Raw genomic sequence first — 16,573 nt, forward strand, 5'->3', positions numbered from 1 at the left:
TTCTGCGTTGATGGATCGACAATCTCTAATTGAATTTAGCTATATCAGTAGAGCGAAAGATCCATTCTCAAAACTGCAATTAGTTCAGCTATTTGATAAAGCATTTAATTTCAACACTGCAAATAGAATTACTGGCGTCTTGTTCTATGAAAATCGATACTTTGCTCAAATATTAGAGGGTACTAGAGAAGACATTTCTCATCTGTGGAAGCGAATACAAAACGATAATCGTCACGTAATTATTCGTGAATTAGATTTTAGGGAAATTCATGAGTGAGCATTCCCTAGTTGGGGTATGCGATTCTTTGGTGCTGATCGAATTGCGAAATATATCCCAAATTTGAAGCAGCATCTTAATGGTTTGCCGGAGAATGACTCCAAGCTCTTGACCTTAATGCGTTCTGTTGCAGCTTTGGATACAACATGAAAAAAGCCCCTAGATTACTAAGGGGCTTTTGTATGACTGGTGGGTCGGGCGAGATTTGAACTCGCGACCAACGGTACTTAGGCGCTAAGTTGACGTTGTTTAATCAATTCAGAAGCTGGTATGCGCACTACTTTGCCATTAATCGATGTCACAATCGCAGTATTAGTCTGGATCGCTAAATCAATGGCTGCTTTGCCAGCGCGTTGCATAGCATTGTAGGATCCTGATATGTCGGGATCTGGTGAATTTCTAACCTGATCAATAATTGATTTCATTTTTACCCTATTTCGATTGGCTCTGGAGGGGTTTTGTCACCATCTAGCAACAACCATGAGTGTACTGCCTTTTGGTATCTGGGTAAATTTTCTAAACCAGCTGTATAGCGTCTGCGAATGACCTCTTCTGGGATATTGTGACCGCCTTGCGCTACTCGCTCTGCAACGCGAGAAATTGCTAATTCTTGTGAGCTTAGGCCAATAAACCAGAGTTTGACTGCGTAACCCAATTTTTTCCATCCTTCAATACGTTGAAGGTAGTGAACGCCAGATAGTGTCGTTTCAAATGCAAAGCTTTCGCCAGCTTCTGTACATAAATCAATCTCCTGAAGCATTAGGCGAGCTGCTTTAAAGGCGGCAGATTCCGGATTAAAAGGAGCCAATCCAGCAGCAATAAGATCGGCATTGATAAAGCGATAGGTATGCGCTTCTAGAGGTAAGAAGGTTTTAGCAAATGTCGTTTTGCCAGCACCATTAGGGCCAGCAATGATGATAATTTTTTTATTCGGACCAGTTGTCATCTGCGTCGTAGCGTGACATAGCGTTGCTTAGTTTCTTCTAATATCTGCGCAATGCTCTTTTTACCAGCAACGTAATCAGTGAGGTTTTGCTCTAACTGCTTAGTTGGAACAATGCCCTCAATCCGAGCGGAAGCTACAGCGTTTGATACGTTGTATTGGCGCGCTTGAAATTGGGTGGCAAACTTGATTGACATATCCATATTTTAATGGACTTAGGGTTGATTTCATATCTAAAAAGTAGCCCTAAAACAAGCTGAAAACGGCTATTTCTAATAGGAATCGTAGGCAATAAAAAGCCCCGCAGAAGCGAGGCTTGGTGATGCTGGTGGGTCGGGCGAGATTCGAACTCGCGACCAACGGATTAAAAGAAGTCGTGGCTCTTCAAAACCTCATATAAATCAATAGTTTGTAAGACCTAAATGTGAGTGTGCGATTGACTGTGCGATTGCATTTTGGTGCAAAGTTCGATTCCGCAGTTCGGATTTCGAACATTTCAAACCTAAAAAATTCGATAGGAATTCCCAAATTCTGAAACTACAGTACTACTGACTAATTTCTTTTTTGGAGAACTTATGTCGTTGGAATTAGTGCGTTGTTTTGAACAATTTGAAACCCAAGCTCAGGATTCATTTGTCCAGAGAATGGTCAATATCAATGGGGTTTCATTTGACGAGGAGTTTTTAGGTAAATTGGTGGCCAATCATTTCTCAAGTTTACCTAATGGGAAAAGACCTACTTTTAGTACTGCATTTGAGATTTACCTAGCTGAAAGTAAGTCATCCCACCGCAAGCGGTTTCGAGATGATGCCACCCGGTATTTCAACTACTTTTGTGATCTTTATGGTGACATGCCCTTAGACGAGTTAAAACACTGGCATATCACTACCTATAGGGATCACCAGTTAGAAAGGGGTCTTAGCCCCTCCAGCATTCGCAAACACCATAACTGCTTAAATGCCATACTCAACTTAGCTTTCAGATTCTTAGATATTGATCGCTTAAGTCCTTTTAGAGGTCTACGCATTAAAGGGGAGGGTGAGACTAAGCGCCACATGGCTGTAGTAACCCCTGCATTAATTGAGAATGTGAAGGCTAGATTGCTGGAGAGCAGAACAAACTATGCGTTAATTGGCTTAATTCAGTTAAACACTGGTATGCGCTTATCAGAACCTGTTTTTGCCAGACTTGAAGATTGCATCTTGGATCATCCCATTCCCCATTTATGGGTTCGTCAAAATAGACTGTCTGATCGCAAGACAAAATCCAGTATTCGGGCAGTACCTTTGTATGGAGTTTCGCTTGAGGCAGCTACTGATTTATATGAGAGGGCATTACGCAAACGTAGCGCTTGGTTGGTCCCAAACTATGCCAAAGAGAACGGCAATGGCTCATGCTCAGCAGCAATGGGCAAGAGTCTTAGGGACTTAGGTTTTCGTAGTCATATGTTTCGACATGCTTTTGTAGATAGACTAAAAGCCTGCAACGATATTCCAACTAGATTAGCTGAAAGTATTACCGGGCATTCCAGTGGCGGATCGGAGTTTAATCACTATGGAACCGTTGGCTATACCCTGGAGCAAAAGTTAGAAGTCATTAAAAGAGTGGCAATATAGAGATAAGGTCATTTCGCCCATCTAACTTTAGTAATCGATGTGGCGAAGGTATGGCCCAGGGAGTTAGAGAGCAGCACAAGCTCAACTCCTTTGGTACCAGGTTCAAGTCCTGTGGGGCATTAGAAATGAAAATACTAACCTTAGAGTTGGTATTCTTTTAAGCGTTACCTTAAGTAACGATTGGTTTATTTAAGTAATTGAGTTGCAAGTGATTCAGCTGGTTATTTTTGATTTTTTTGTTGCTTAATCATGAAATTGCGAAACTTCACAAATGCCTCATGATGGTCTAAGGCATCAATAGTTTCAATCTCTGTTTGGCCATTGCTTAACTTATAAGTAACTACCCAGTATTTACCGCCAGCATTTTCAATGGAAAGTATTTCATATGGCTTCAAGGCGTCATCCTATAAATAGTCTTGCTTTTTAAGTCGTTTAACCAGACCCATGAATAACTCCAAGGATTCTTTTGAGAAATCTTCAAACTCAATTGATGGTAGGTGGGTAATCCGAAGTTGCTTTTTCTCATCCTGCTCCACATATCCCATTTCTTCTAATTTAAGAATTTTACGTCTTACGGTTTCTCTTGGCATGCCTGTTGATAAACTGATGGAGTGGGCGTTGCTCCCTCTAAATTTTGAAGTGAATTCACTGAGCATGACTCTTTCTTGAGTTAGCTCTGAAAATACATTGCGAGCGTTGTAATGTGCTATTTCGCCAAGCACAATACAACATTCAATATCGCCTTCAAATAGGTGATAAATCCGAATTAAATGATTGATGTAGTGATCATTTATGGCAAACAAAAGACCACTCAGTTTTAAAGAAACTTCTTTATCCATTGATTGAGAATACTCACAAAAAGATTGAATTTTAGGCAAACTGCCCAAAATGGGTAATTTGCTCACAAAATCATCGTTAGCACTTGTATTGTTTTGTCAGCCAATTGAGATTCAGGCTTGGAATAAAACAATCAGATGGGGTAATTTTGTGGATTTAGGATTTGAAAATACATCGAGTAGCGATAGCTATAACTTTAACCATCCCAAGCTGGAGTTAGCAGTATCCAATCTGAATCGCGGTCGCTACGAGGCTGCATTTGAGATCTTTTTTGATTTAGCAGTCAACGAATTAGATTCTGAAGCTCAGTTTGCTCTGACCAAAATGTGTTTTGATGGCCACTTAGATGCGGGGCAGCTCGATAAGCTCTTTGAATGGGTGAACTCAAACAGTAGTTTGGGTAATGGCTATGCTCACTTTAATGTTGGTTTAATGCATGAACGCGGTATGGGGATGATTGAGCGAAATATTCCTGTGGCCGTTGAGTATTATGAAAAAGCAATCAAAGAGGAAGTGCTCGATGCTTACTGCAATTTAGGAAATATTTATGTTGTTGGCACTGGCGAGGACCAAGGTGTCAAAAAGAATATTCCTCGAGGTGTAGAGCTGCTTACTGTTGGCGCCAATGAAGGCAGTCGTCAGTCAGCCTATAACTTGGGCGTGCTCTACGAAAAGGGTGAATATATCAAGCAAGATCATCAGAAGGCCTTTTACTTCCTAACGCTGGCAACGCTTTTAAAGCACCAACATGCACATCGCTGTCTAATCATCATGCAACATGCCATTAAGCAAAACTTTACCCAAGCCTTTGATGCGGCAGAGAGGCAGTATCACAAAATTGAGAATCTGAGAAAGATGTATAGGGTTTTGTAAAGCACTCCAATCAAGGACAAATCAGATTTAATAAATTTCCTGACAATCTAAGGTTGTAAGTCTAAATTTAATAGATGTGTAACAAATTGTCGTTAAGAACGATATTAAATGACACTAAGGTGCTAAATTAGACCTGTCATGTTTAAAACAATTCTTGCTCTTCCTCGAACCGTTTGGCTCATCGGGCTAATTAGTCTAGTCAATGACTCGGCTAGTGAAATGCTTTACCCCTTAATGCCTTTATATCTTGCCTCGGTTTTAATGGCGGGACCAAAGGCGCTGGGCATTATTGAAGGAATCGCTGAAGCTACTTCCAGTATTTTTAAACTAGTTTCAGGAGTAATCGTAGATCGTACCAAAAAGGCAAAGCCGTGGATTGTGCTGGGTTATTCACTGGCGGGTATTGGTAGGCCACTAATAGCAATCGCCAATTCTTGGATATGGGTTTTGGCAATTCGCTTTACAGATCGCATGGGTAAAGGCCTTCGAAGCTCTCCTCGCGATGCTCTTTTAGCTGAGAGCGTCAATGAGAATCAGAGAGGCATTACCTTTGGACTTCATCGCTCTATGGATAATGCTGGTGCAGTTATTGGCCCTTTATTAGCGGCGCTATTTTTATCTTTAGGCGTGCCGCTAAGAGATATTTTTCTTTGGGCGATTGTGCCAGCAATCATCACAATCATTCTTGCCTTATGTATCAAAGAACCTAAGAAAGAAGCTGTTCCAGAAGCAAGTAAATTTAGTTGGTCTCTTGAGGGTATGCCTGATCAATTTAAAAGATATCTTGTTGTAGCAGGTATCTTTGCTTTGGCTAACTCCTCAGATATGTTCTTGCTATTAAGAGCAAGAGAGGCTGGGGTACCACAAGCAGATATTCCTTTGTTATGGGCAGCCATCTCTCTCATTACGACTGTATTTGGAACGCCTTTATCGGCCCTATCAGATCAGTTTGGCCGAAAGCGATTTATTTTGATTGCGTGGATTGCTTTTGCTTTATTTTATATTGCCATGGGCTTGCCTGATATTTCCATGTTTCACATATTTGCTTTGTTTGGGGTCTATGGTTTGTTCAAAGCTGCAACAGAAGGGGTGGAGAAAGCATTGGTAGCCGATATGGCACCCAAAGGCTTAGCAGGCACAGCATTTGGCTGGTTTAACTTAGTAACTGGACTGATGCTATTTCCAGCCTCGTTCATTTTTGGTTGGATCTATGAAGCCATTGCCCCTCTGTACGCTTTCCTATTTTCAGGCAGCTGTGCGCTTGTGGCATTTATATTGATGGCGTTTTGGGTTGACCGTGCTCAGTCAACCGCGTAATAAAAAAGGGCTCGTCAAGAGCCCTCTTTATTAAAGTAGTAAAGCCAAGGTTTATTTCACTAATAGTACAGGTTGTTTGGCAAGACTAGATACTCGCTGCGCTACTGAACCAATTAATACATCTAGTAGAGCGCTACGTCCTTTTGCGCCCATTACTATGATGTCAACCTTTTCCTTATTCGCCAAGGTAATAATTTCCTCAGCAATATGCCCACGCTTAATAACCATGCTGTGTTTAACCCTCGCAGCATCTAAAACCTTTTGAGCAGGTTTCAGTTCTTTTTCGCTGATTTCGCGTAAGTAGTCATCTACTACGCTCTTGGATACAAACTGCTTTACATGAGTAAGGCCTGTATCATCATGAACGCTAACTAGGGTCACTTTGATTGGGCTTCGAGAATTAGATGCGAGTTTTGCGACATACTTTGCAGCATTTAGTGATGATTTCGAACCATCGATTGGTAGCAATATTTTCATTTGTTAACCTTTCTATATTTAAGTCTACTGATTAAAACTAAGTTTAATAGGTTGGTGATATTTACGGATCTAGGGTTTATAGGGCTTAATCACTGCCTCAAGGGCATAGGCATCTCCTTGATCTTTCGCTTCTTCAATACTTTTTCGTAAGTTGGTTACTTCCTTGCAACTCATTTTTCTCAGTTTCTTAGGGTCAACTCCATAGGTGTCTACAAGTCGTCTGCGGCGAGCTGCACAAATCTGGAAACGGATGATCCAAAATAATCCAAATAATGCTGGTGACAAAATTAAGAGAAGAATGCTCATATTGAAGGCCTAGGATTTAAACCTGCTTCTAATAAAATAAAACATGGCACCGTAAAAGCAGCCAATTAAAAAGGTAATGGTAATAAGTCCTACGGCAAGTAAAGGATTAAATGCCTGAACTTGAAATGGCGAATTGAGCATGTGAAGCTTAAAGATAAAGTCTAGCAATGGTTGTGCAATGCCAAGTGCTACTAATATAACCCAGCAAAAATGCAAGCTCGAGAGGCATAAGCCACCAATGAGGGTTGTGCGGAATATGTTCATATATCCCCCTTTCAGTCTCATGTTATGCCTATTAAGGTAGCTTGTCACATTGACAAATGCTTGAGTATTTAAGGAGGATATGATTTTAATTTGCTTTGACAATCTCTAAAACCGCTTTGAAATGCGGGTTTTGAGCGGTACCAAGCCATTCAAAGGCTAACATTTCAACTGTCGCTGGAGTGGCGCCTGCAGCAGTGAGTCTTTGGATGGCAATATCTTTGTCTTGGACTCTTCGCGATCCGATTGCATCTATCAAAATGGTAATTTGAAAACCGTGCCTAATTAGGCTTAGTGCGGTTTGCATAACGCATACATGGGCTTCGCAACCAGCCAAAACTAAATTACTAGTATTTTTGGGTAACTGATTGATTAGCCCATCTTGACACCCGTCAAAATGGTCTTTACTAAATGTACTGTCACAGTAATAAATTATTTCTTGTACGTTATGTCCCAGGCTGTTGGGGCTTTGTTCTGTACCAATAATCGGAACATTAAGAAGTTGGGCAATTTTGGCAATCCGAACGCATTGATTCAAAACTTCTGCGCCCTGATAAATTGATAGCATTAATCGATCTTGAAGATCAATAAAAATGAGAGCAACTTCACTCGTTTGAAATTTCATTACGCTTTAATTATTTAGATCAAGCTCGGCTATTTTGAAACCTGTCTCTGGTGAGGCCGTATTTATATGAAAGCCTAGTTCTCTAACCATCTTTAACATCTTAATATTGCCGGTTAATATATACCCAATCATTTTTTTTAAGTTTTGCTGTTGAGCATGATTTATTAGGTATTTCATCAAATTCATGCCAACTCCATGAGCTGCATATTCATCCCCAATGCTAATTGAAAACTCACAGACATTCTCTGAATCTATGGCGACATATCTAGCTATGCCTATAATTTTTTCAATATTACTGTGAGTGATAACTGCTACAAATGCCATCTCTTTTTTATAATCTAACTCTAAGATATCTTCCAGAAAAGCATCAGGCAATTTTAAGATGGCATGAGCAAATCTTAAATATCGATTTTCTTGAGAGAGTTGATTAAAAAGCTCAATAAGTCCCTTTTTATCATTTTTTGCAATAGGCCTAATGCAATAGGAAAAGCCATCTCTTATTGCGTGAATTGTTTCGCTACAAGAGTTACTCTTCATATTCACTCTTAGTATCTTTTCGAAAATGATAGTCGTCTTTAATCTTTTGATTTTCCTGACGATAGCCAATGATGAGTAATGCAATGGAGAGGATTAAGAAAATCCCAGCAACCATAAATGCTGCTGTAGGAGATTCATGAGTTTCTGGCCAGTTAGCAAAAAACTGAGCAAATGCGATAGTGGCTATAGATACCAAAAGAACAGCAAAAATGAGCTTTTTCATAAAATGTCCTTAGACGTTTTATTGAAGTATCAGCTTAACTTATTCTGATTATTATTGCTGTCTTGTTTAAGGCGGTAAAAGCTATAACAGTTGAACCCCAAATCTCTTCATCAACAGGGCAAACATGCCAAAGCAGATAACAGTTACCACAATACTTGCGCCCATAGTTATCCAAAAACCTAATTTAGGCAGTAGATAAGGAAATAGGAGGAACATCGGCAATGTTGGTATCACATACCAAAAAGTGTAATAAGCATGGTTTGCTACCTTTTCTTCTGGCTGATTCTCAATGAACAGCCAGGTCAAGGTAAGTAGTGTCATCAAGGGCAATGCCGCAATAAATCCCCCTAATTTGTCACTTCGCTTAGCTACCTCACTAATGAATACAACCATCCCGGCTGTGAGCAAGTATTTGGTGATGATCCAAGTCATAACGCCTCCTTAAAATAATTTATCAACTTCAAGCAATGTTAGAACCCCCATGACGGCGAAGATACCTGCCGCTATTGAGTGAACCAATTTCATCGGAATCTTTGTCGCAAACTTATTGCCAACAAAGACTGCTGGGACATCTGCAATCAACATTCCCAATGTAGTACCAACTACAACTGCTAAAGGGGCAGCATAGTGAGCCGCTAAAGCAATAGTAGCCAATTGAGTCTTGTCACCCATCTCTGCTAAGAAGAAGGTAATAAAGGTTGCTCCAAATACGCCCAAGTGTTTAGCGACTTGCGTTTCTTCTTCCTCAATCTTGTCAGGAATAAGTGTCCAAATTGCCATACCAATAAATGAAGCACCTAGAATCCATCGCAATACTTCAGGATTGACCATTGCTGTAATCCAGGCTCCTAATGCGCCAGCCAAGCCGTGATTGATGATGGTTGCCGCAAGAATACCTAAAATGATGGGAACTGGCTTTTTAAAGCGGGCCGCAAGAATAAAAGCCAGTAATTGGGTTTTATCGCCCATCTCGGCAAGAGTCACAACGCCAGTGGAGATTAAGAGTGAATCCATCTTGATAGTCCTCTAGGCTGTGACATAAACAAATGACTACAACGCACCCACAGCCTAAGTAAGTGTTTGTAGTCAAAAGTCTTGCCAAGTATCTAAACCACTTACACCATAAGCTAGCAGCTTAAGTATGTTGATGTAAGCCATCTTCTGTAGAGAAGAGAGGCTACTCCCTAGTGACAGGTAAATTATAGCAATATCTTTGTGACGGGATTGTGAAATGTTGTTTTTGCGATCTTAAACGACAAAATTATTAAATAAGCATAGAATTAAAGTATGAGAAAAATTTGTATTACTCTCTGTCTAAGTTTGTTTGCTAGCCTAATCCATGCAGGTAGTATGCCCGTATCTGCCGACTCGATATCCCAAGTTCATTCTGGGCATATGGTTCAGCATGATTGCCATACAAAAAGTGATGTAAATGGTGAGAAGTCACAATCAACCAACTATCAAGCACAACATCAGTGTTGTTTAGGCGTAGTGGCAAACTTATCCACAAGCCAATATATCCAGCCCAATTTGTCAAATCAATTTATTTTTCAAGTGCCCCAACTCATTATTGAGGCAGTCCCAAGTCACATATTCAAACCTCCAAGATTCATTAGTTAATTAAGCAGTTAACTAAATTTTTGTGGCGATTTGCCACGTCTACGTATTGGAGAAAAATATGAACATGACTCACTACATGGAGTTATTGGCTGTTAACCAGCCTTGGAATTTAATTATCTTTATGGCCATCCCAGTCATCTTGGCTGAGACATTGGCTATTACAGAGCTGTACTTGCTCTTTACTCGCAAGTTTGACGGTGCCCTGTATTACCTCAATCGCTTTGCTGGGATTGCAGTAGGCATCTACTTTATTGGCATCATTTATTACATCATGACCAATGCTGTTATTCCTATCACTAAAGCTGGTGAATGGAGAACGATTGTTGATCCGATCGCAGTAGGTAGTTATGTGATTGCAGGCCTGCCTTTAATTTGGATTGCCCTACAAGAGTTCGGTTTAGTTAATCGAGCTTTAGATCAAATGGACAAGCTTAAGATTCACGCAATTTGCGTAGCCTTATTCTTAGTGTTCGGACACATCGCGATGATTGCAGGCATGGTTGATCCAAGTATTCTTGGCTACAAGGGTGCTAGCGCCCATCAAATGAGTTCGGGCTCTGATGATCATGAGTTTTGCCATCCCGAAGAGCATGAAAAGATGATGAAACAACATCAACAAATGATGGGTAATATGACGCCTGATCAAATGAAGCAGATGCAAAAGCAAGTGCCTATGAATGGCGGACAAATCCCAATGGGTGGTGGCCAAATGCCTCAGCAGATGAAGAATGGTCAGATGCCAATGAGCAACCAAGGACACAATCATTAATAAAAGGTTTGCCCGAAAGAGCAGCCTTTATTTGAAGAAAGAGATGGTTGATATGAAATTAGTTAATCAACAAAGAAGAATAATTTCTTTAGGACTTGTTCTGTTGCCAACAATGGGTTTTGCGGCAACTGAGAAGCCAGTAATAACGATGTGGAAAAGCCCAACTTGCGGTTGCTGTAAAGATTGGGCTGACCATGTTGAAAAGAATGGTTTTACTGTAAAAACTTATACAGATGGCAATGACGAGATTCGTAAAAAGCTAGGCATGCCCATTCAGTTTGGCTCTTGTCATACCGCTTTGATTGATGGTTATGCGATCGAGGGTCATGTTCCAGCAAAAGAAATTAAGCGCCTATTAGCAGAAAAACCCAAGGCGATTGGACTCTCTGTTCCTGCTATGCCTCTTGGCTCTCCAGGCATGGATGGCCCTGAATACAAGGGTAGAAAAGATTCATACGATGTTTTACTAATTGGACTAAATAGTAAGCCTAGCGTTTATCAATCCTATAGATAAAGGAATTGAAATGAGTGAAATTAATTTAAGTGTGAGTGGTATGACATGTGGCTCATGCGTTAAGCATGTGACCAATGCTCTTAAATCATTAGATGGCGTTGAGGATTTAGTCGTTGATTTAGCCGCCGGCAAAGTCAAAATAACTAGAACTACGGATAAGTCAGATGATTTAATTGCGGCATTAAAAGAGGACGGTTATCCAGCGCAATTAGATTCCGGTGGTGCGCCTCAAGCTAAACAGGGCGGAGACTGTGGTGGCGGTTGCTCTTGTTCTTAATTCGCCTTGGGAAGGCCAGGGCTGAGTTAAGTATCCTCAGTCCCGGTCAGATCCATAGACCGGATTTGGGTTAAAGTGGCTTCTACATTAGTTTGTCGAGTTAGCCGACAAACGTATTGATAAAGTGTCGCGTTTCCGGACACTTGTATGTCTCTTGAGTTGCCTTGAGATGTCGAGTCTCAATTCGGCATCTCACCATTGCTGCTAATTGCCATTCAATAGATCTCCAGTGCCTTCAACATTAGCTATCTTTCTGAGCTTACTTAGAGAGCATAAAGGTTCTGATATTGGTTTATTCAATAAACTAGATAGACCAGGCAGGTTCATTAAGAGGTAGTTTTTATCAGATAGTGGCTTGAAATATAGCCGCTACTGTTTTAGCGTCTGCGTATTAATTTTTATGAGCTTTACAGTAAGTTCAACGTATTGATTGAGCCCCGAACTTTTTGATGAATTAAGGCCGGTACAATCAGTAAGAAAAAGAATTTGCAAAGTTTGTGACTCTTTTCGGAGGGGTGGTATGTATTTATTAAGGTTTACCCCATAAAGATTTTTTGTTTTTGTTCAAATAGGTTGGGTTAATATAAAAAAATTATAATTAATTAACTTTATTCTAAGGAACGATAGTGGACAACCTTATTCAGGGAAGTAATCAGTCAAGCGAGAGTTCAATATACAAGGCAAGCCTGTTATTTTTAGTCATAACAAGTTGGGTAAGCGGTATTTCATTCGCTTTATATATATTTGCTTTCTATATTCTGGCTAACACATTAAGTGCAGTGGAGGCATGGAATAGTGTCCTGCCTCAGCTGTACAGTCCAACGAAACCAGCGGCAATGACGGGAATGATCTCGCATTTCTTTTTTGGCAGTCTTTTGCTGATCATGGGGCCAATTCAATTTAGCGAAACTATTCGAAAGCGTTTTACAGACTTTCATCGTTGGACAGGATTGTTTTACACATTATCTGCTTTTGTGACCGGGTTAGGTGGAGTAGTTTTCTTGGCTGTTTGGGGGGCGGCAGGTGGAACTCCAATGCTTGTTGGGTTCGCGCTTTATGGAATTTTAATGATGCTTGGATCAGTCCAGACTGTTAGGTATGCATTACTTCGTCAATTTGAGCTTCATCGTCAATGGGCGATCAGATTATTTGCCCTCGTTTTAGGCTCTTGGATTTATCGAATGGGTTATGGATTCATTCATACTACTTTGGGAGGATGGGGTTTGGGCGTTAATTTTTCGGGACCTTTAGATTATTTTATGGATTTTGCATTTTTTGTTATTCCGCTAATGGTCGCTGAAATTGTCATTAGAAAAAGAAAGGGTGCGGTGCATTCCTTTTGGAGTTTTTCTGGCACTGCGATTTGTTTGATAACTGGGCTGCTAATATGCAGGGAAACCTACTATTTCTTGGCTACTTCTTGGGGTGGACCGATCGGAAGTCTTTTTGGTGCTTGAATAATTCATATCCCTTTATAAACAACGGGGGGCTTATTACTGGGCTTTAGTAATTATTCAATCTTAAGCCTTTGATTTTTCTTTGTGTAATCTTGTTTCATTTCACTTTCCGTTAATTTTTGATTCCACATGTCAAAATGGCGAAGTTAGATATTTTTTGATTACTCATTATGGAGCTTTAAGCCAGATTTCTGGATATAGCTTTAGATGAATTAGCGCTAGGCTAATTGCGGATAAGGTGAGTATTTGACTCAGTAGGTATTTTTTAAGGTTTAATGATTGGTCAATATAATCATTATAGTAAATTATTTAAGGTTATATATGCGCACCTCGAAGCTCAAATGCATTCTTGCTTGCCTTTTATCCCCCCTTTTTTTTGCCGAAATCGCCTTCGCTGCTGATGCTAGTTCAATTAACCCGGTTATTTATTTAAATCAAGGGTGGACCGCGAAGCAAAGATCTTTTTTTTACTGGGCTCCCCAGGGATCTGCGTTGCTTTCATATGACATATATCTTGCCTTAGAGTTACCGGACTCTAAGGAGTTATTTAACTCTATTGCACAAACCGATAAATTTGGTCTTTTGCATGATGGTGTTGATGCTGAATATAACCCTGACGGCTTGCCAATCGGCATAGCTAAGTCTGTCGTTTCATCTGGTAGATATAAGGGTGAGTACGCAGGTTTAACTTGCGCCGCCTGCCATACTGGACAAGTTCAATATAAAGGTCGACAAATTCGAATTGATGGTGGATTGGCAAATCGCTTTGAGCTGTATTTATGGATTTCAACTTTATCTAAGTCCCTAGATGCCGCCTTAAATAATCCTAGTAAATTTGATGCCCTTTACGCTAGAGTTAACTCAAGATCAAAAGTATCCGAAAATGATTTAAGAGGTCGACTTAAGGTCGATGCGGAAAACGTTCGTCTTCAGATCACAAATTCATTTGTGGTTCCATTTAATCCGGGTCCAGGAAGAACGGATGCTTTTATTCAGGAAAATAATACTTTTGCAGCTGTAAAGACGGGAATTCATGAGAACACTCGTCCGGCAATTGCACCAGTAAAGCCGCCAGTTTTATGGAATACCCCACATTCAGCTTGGGTGGAATATAGCGGCATTCAGGATAACCCGCTCATTCGTAACTTTAGTGAATCTCTAGGTGTTTTTGCAAGATATAGCTTAGAGCAAAATCCCACTGGCAAGGTTTCATTTGAAACTACAACTGATATTAAGTCTATCCTCAAAATTGAGAGTCTTCTTAGGAAATTGGCGCCACCACAATGGCCTCAAGCTGACTTAGGTGCGCTTGATGGTCGCAAGGTCAAGGAGGGGGCAAAATACTTCAAGCAATACTGCCAGGAATGTCATTCAAGCTATCCATATCGCTGGAGTGAAGCTAGAAAAGAAGGAAAGCGCTTTATTGAAAATGCAATGGTGCCTATTGACGTAATTGGAACTGATAAAACCCATTTTCAATCAGTTATGTTTGATCCAAAACCAACAATGTTGACTCGTCATTTAGCCCAATATTTCGATGGTAAGCCAATCGTTAATACCGGTGATTTCTTTAATGCATTTGAGCCAACAATGATTGAATTATCTTTGAAAACAGCTGGCATTACGTCTAAGGCTGAAATTCTTGATGCAAATGGCTACACATTTTTTGGTGATGATCCAAAGTTAAAGCCACCTTTCAACAGTTTGAAGGCCGCACCTCGTGATGGAAGTTGGTCTAATGCGCCATTTCTACATAATGGCTCTGTGCCAAACATTTATGAATTGTTACTGCCCGCCTCTCAAAGGTCAAAAACATTCTATGTTGGAAGGGAGTTTGATCCAGTAAAGCTTGGTGTAGATACAACTGGTACCTCAGGGAAGTTCTTAATGGATACCCGCCTAGTGGGTAACTCTAACTCAGGACATTCATTTGAGTCTAGACCGGGGCCAGGTGTCATTGGACCAAAGTTAACTGACGTACAGCGTTATGCAATCATTGAGTACCTGAAATCTATCCCGGAAGTTGCTGGAAGGGTAACGCCTTTTGGAGGGCCTGAGAAGCCAAGTATTGCCTCTCAGGATCCTACCTGGTTTAACTTTAAGCACCCATACTAAATTCGGATCTTTTATGTCAGATCATGTTGACGGCCCAAGATCAATGGCGGATCCGTCCATTGATCTGACGGATATATATGCCTTCACTAGCCCTGAAGATCCCAGCAATACTGTAATAGTTATAAACGTTTTTCCAGGGGCCGGGCAGAATGCATGGTTCTCGAATGCCGCTTACTACACTGCAATTTTAAAAAGAGTTCAAATTGATGGCATTGAGAAAAAAGCCGCATTTAGTTCGGTAGGCAGTGAGATATGTTTTAGATTTAAATTTGAGAGTCTTGAGCGAACTCCTGATGATGGATCTTTAGTTCAGATGGGCACATGCATGTTGCCCGATGGCACGACACTAAAAATTCGAGTCGGCGATATTCGAGGCTCTTCAACATATGATGGAAAAATTCGAGTTTATGCCGGCCTTAGATCGGATCCTTTTTTCATTGGTTGGTACAACGAACCAACGTTAAGAGGCGGCTCGAATTTAACGCAAGATGACAATGTTCTAGCGTTGGTGATTGAGTTCAACACAAGATCAGTATTACATCCCGAGCTTGGTTCTCTTTTTGGCGTAGTTGGCGAGTCGTCGCCAGTAGATAAAACACCTAATTTGAATGCCATACCCAGATTTGATTGGGCCGGAAGACCTGAGCTAGCTAACTATCTCATTACCATTCCTGGCGATGTAAATTTACTCGACTTGTGGAATCAACAAACTCCCTACGGCGTAGATCCTGTGGTGCTTCCGTTATTTCGCGAGCGACTTAAGAAGCACTTTCGAATTTGGGACATGAAAGACGGAAAGAGGGATTGGTCTGAGGAAGATTTAAATGCAAATGTGAACATTTTCTTAAATGACTTTTTGCTTATAGATGTATCTAAAAAAACTACAGACAACAGTAATCTTGAAATTGAGAAGAGTGTAATAAACGGGAGGAAGCACACAACAGGCGGTGGGCGAACGCTGGATTGTAATGCTGTGGATATTTTACTTACCTGGATGATCAATCGAGATAGTGGTCCTTTCCTACAGAGTCCAGCAACCCAAGCAACCAAGAAGGCTGAAATTAAATTCCCATATCTTGCCGCTCCAAATACCGCTTTACTAACAATTGAAAAGTCTGTGGAGCTCAATTTAAGTGAGTCGCAGCTGTGGAAAATTGTTGGAAACTTTTCCGCCTCCTGGAATTCGTTGATTGCTGAAGTCAACTCAACCGGCACCGGTCCTGATGCTATTAGAACAATGATCTTGACCGATGGAAGGGTGATTGTCGAGCGTATGTTGACTAAAGATGACTCCATTAAGACTCTTAAGTATGAGCTGATTAGTGGTATGCCAGTTAGCACTTTGACAGGCGTTCTTATGGTTTTACCTGCCATTAAAGGTAGCAAATTAGTTTGGAAAGTTAATTACCTTCCTGCTGGGCAGGGGGAGATATTTGTTAGGCAAGAATTAATTACTTGGATGAATGCAGGTTTATTGTTCTTAAGAGGAATTCGTATTAATAAATAGAGCTCTACTATTGGTAAGGTTT

The 16,573-nt window shown here is 40.6% G+C and carries 22 protein-coding genes and 1 riboswitch; of the genes, 10 read left to right on the plus strand and 12 right to left on the minus strand.

What is annotated here, in order from left to right:
• Positions 1 to 10 precede the first annotated feature (10 nt).
• On the plus strand, positions 11 to 277 hold the full coding sequence (locus NHB35_RS03205; protein WP_353432960.1) for a BLUF domain-containing protein: 267 nt from the start codon (positions 11 to 13) through the stop codon (positions 275 to 277).
• Between the two features lie 227 nt (positions 278 to 504).
• Here NHB35_RS03205 and NHB35_RS03210 read toward each other — a convergent pair whose 3' ends face one another.
• From NHB35_RS03210 to NHB35_RS03220, 3 genes are read right to left on the minus strand one after another with little or no spacing between them, the layout of a single operon-like run.
• A complete protein-coding gene (locus tag NHB35_RS03210; protein WP_353432961.1) occupies positions 505 to 702 on the minus strand; it encodes a hypothetical protein in 198 nt (65 codons plus the stop codon).
• A 2-nt stretch (positions 703 to 704) separates the two neighbouring features.
• A complete protein-coding gene (locus tag NHB35_RS03215; protein ID WP_353432962.1) occupies positions 705 to 1,223 on the minus strand; it encodes a zeta toxin family protein in 519 nt (172 codons plus the stop codon).
• Positions 1,220 to 1,417 carry a hypothetical protein gene (locus tag NHB35_RS03220; protein WP_353432963.1) on the minus strand — a complete coding sequence of 66 codons (198 nt, stop codon included), beginning with the start codon at positions 1,415 to 1,417 and terminating at the stop codon, positions 1,220 to 1,222. Before NHB35_RS03220 ends, NHB35_RS03215 begins: the two co-directional genes overlap by 4 nt.
• A gap of 378 nt (positions 1,418 to 1,795) precedes the next feature.
• Here NHB35_RS03220 and NHB35_RS03225 point away from each other — a divergent pair, with 378 nt between their 5' ends.
• Positions 1,796 to 2,836, plus strand: coding sequence for a tyrosine-type recombinase/integrase (locus NHB35_RS03225; protein ID WP_353432964.1), 1,041 nt, complete (start codon positions 1,796 to 1,798; stop codon positions 2,834 to 2,836).
• Between the two features lie 221 nt (positions 2,837 to 3,057).
• Here the strand turns inward: NHB35_RS03225 and NHB35_RS03230 are convergent, their stop codons facing one another.
• Both NHB35_RS03230 and NHB35_RS03235 read right to left on the minus strand, forming a co-directional pair.
• Positions 3,058 to 3,231 carry a hypothetical protein gene (locus NHB35_RS03230; protein ID WP_353432965.1) on the minus strand — a complete coding sequence of 58 codons (174 nt, stop codon included), beginning with the start codon at positions 3,229 to 3,231 and terminating at the stop codon, positions 3,058 to 3,060.
• Between the two features lie 9 nt (positions 3,232 to 3,240).
• On the minus strand, positions 3,241 to 3,741 hold the full coding sequence (locus tag NHB35_RS03235) for a helix-turn-helix domain-containing protein (protein ID WP_353432966.1): 501 nt from the start codon (positions 3,739 to 3,741) through the stop codon (positions 3,241 to 3,243).
• On the opposite strand from NHB35_RS03235, the gene NHB35_RS03240 reads away from it, so the two are divergent.
• Positions 3,734 to 4,546: a tetratricopeptide repeat protein gene (locus NHB35_RS03240; RefSeq protein WP_353432967.1), complete on the plus strand. Its 813-nt coding sequence runs from the start codon at positions 3,734 to 3,736 to the stop codon at positions 4,544 to 4,546. The two genes, NHB35_RS03235 and NHB35_RS03240, sit on opposite strands and share 8 nt — an antisense overlap.
• Before the next feature lie 138 nt (positions 4,547 to 4,684).
• Entirely contained in the window at positions 4,685 to 5,863 is a 1,179-nt protein-coding gene (locus NHB35_RS03245; RefSeq protein ID WP_353432968.1) for an MFS transporter, read from the plus strand.
• Positions 5,864 to 5,914: 51 nt separating this feature from the next.
• Here the strand turns inward: NHB35_RS03245 and NHB35_RS03250 are convergent, their stop codons facing one another.
• From NHB35_RS03250 to NHB35_RS03280, 7 genes are all read right to left on the minus strand, one after another.
• Positions 5,915 to 6,340, minus strand: a complete 426-nt coding sequence (locus NHB35_RS03250) for a universal stress protein (RefSeq protein WP_353432969.1) — start codon at positions 6,338 to 6,340, stop codon at positions 5,915 to 5,917.
• A gap of 69 nt (positions 6,341 to 6,409) precedes the next feature.
• On the minus strand, positions 6,410 to 6,646 hold the full coding sequence (locus NHB35_RS03255; RefSeq protein WP_353432970.1) for a hypothetical protein: 237 nt from the start codon (positions 6,644 to 6,646) through the stop codon (positions 6,410 to 6,412).
• A 349-nt stretch (positions 6,647 to 6,995) separates the two neighbouring features.
• Entirely contained in the window at positions 6,996 to 7,532 is a 537-nt protein-coding gene (locus NHB35_RS03260; protein ID WP_353432971.1) for an isochorismatase family protein, read from the minus strand.
• Between the two features lie 6 nt (positions 7,533 to 7,538).
• The gene (locus NHB35_RS03265) at positions 7,539 to 8,069 is read right to left on the minus strand and encodes a GNAT family N-acetyltransferase (RefSeq protein WP_353432972.1); all 531 of its coding nucleotides are present in this window, start codon (positions 8,067 to 8,069) and stop codon (positions 7,539 to 7,541) included.
• Positions 8,059 to 8,292 (minus strand): DUF202 domain-containing protein, encoded by a 234-nt coding sequence (locus NHB35_RS03270; RefSeq protein WP_353432973.1) that lies wholly within the window; start codon positions 8,290 to 8,292, stop codon positions 8,059 to 8,061. The genes NHB35_RS03265 and NHB35_RS03270 overlap by 11 nt, the downstream gene beginning before the upstream one ends.
• Positions 8,293 to 8,373: 81 nt before the next feature.
• Positions 8,374 to 8,724 carry a DUF3147 family protein gene (locus NHB35_RS03275; protein ID WP_353432974.1) on the minus strand — a complete coding sequence of 117 codons (351 nt, stop codon included), beginning with the start codon at positions 8,722 to 8,724 and terminating at the stop codon, positions 8,374 to 8,376.
• 9 nt (positions 8,725 to 8,733) lie between these two features.
• Positions 8,734 to 9,306 carry a TMEM165/GDT1 family protein gene (locus tag NHB35_RS03280; protein ID WP_353432975.1) on the minus strand — a complete coding sequence of 191 codons (573 nt, stop codon included), beginning with the start codon at positions 9,304 to 9,306 and terminating at the stop codon, positions 8,734 to 8,736.
• Between the two features lie 6 nt (positions 9,307 to 9,312).
• A riboswitch (yybP-ykoY riboswitch) is annotated at positions 9,313 to 9,490 on the minus strand.
• Positions 9,491 to 9,970: 480 nt separating this feature from the next.
• Here NHB35_RS03280 and NHB35_RS03285 point away from each other — a divergent pair.
• The 6 genes from NHB35_RS03285 to NHB35_RS03310 all read left to right on the plus strand — a co-directional run bounded on the left by NHB35_RS03285 (position 9,971) and on the right by NHB35_RS03310 (position 16,551).
• Positions 9,971 to 10,681, plus strand: coding sequence for a DUF6803 family protein (locus NHB35_RS03285; RefSeq protein WP_353432976.1), 711 nt, complete (start codon positions 9,971 to 9,973; stop codon positions 10,679 to 10,681).
• A gap of 52 nt (positions 10,682 to 10,733) precedes the next feature.
• A complete protein-coding gene (locus NHB35_RS03290; protein WP_353432977.1) occupies positions 10,734 to 11,195 on the plus strand; it encodes a DUF411 domain-containing protein in 462 nt (153 codons plus the stop codon).
• Between the two features lie 10 nt (positions 11,196 to 11,205).
• Positions 11,206 to 11,472 carry a heavy-metal-associated domain-containing protein gene (locus tag NHB35_RS03295; RefSeq protein ID WP_353432978.1) on the plus strand — a complete coding sequence of 89 codons (267 nt, stop codon included), beginning with the start codon at positions 11,206 to 11,208 and terminating at the stop codon, positions 11,470 to 11,472.
• A gap of 626 nt (positions 11,473 to 12,098) precedes the next feature.
• Complete coding sequence (locus NHB35_RS03300; protein WP_353432979.1) at positions 12,099 to 12,929, plus strand: DUF2306 domain-containing protein; 831 nt, start codon at positions 12,099 to 12,101, stop codon at positions 12,927 to 12,929.
• Between the two features lie 321 nt (positions 12,930 to 13,250).
• The gene (locus tag NHB35_RS03305) at positions 13,251 to 15,044 is read left to right on the plus strand and encodes a di-heme-cytochrome C peroxidase (protein ID WP_353432980.1); all 1,794 of its coding nucleotides are present in this window, start codon (positions 13,251 to 13,253) and stop codon (positions 15,042 to 15,044) included.
• 13 nt (positions 15,045 to 15,057) lie between these two features.
• Positions 15,058 to 16,551, plus strand: coding sequence for a DUF4331 family protein (locus NHB35_RS03310; protein WP_353432981.1), 1,494 nt, complete (start codon positions 15,058 to 15,060; stop codon positions 16,549 to 16,551).
• The last annotated feature ends 22 nt before the right edge of the window (positions 16,552 to 16,573 follow it).

Source organism: Polynucleobacter sp. MWH-UH23A (assembly GCF_040409805.1).
GTDB lineage: Bacteria > Pseudomonadota > Gammaproteobacteria > Burkholderiales > Burkholderiaceae > Polynucleobacter.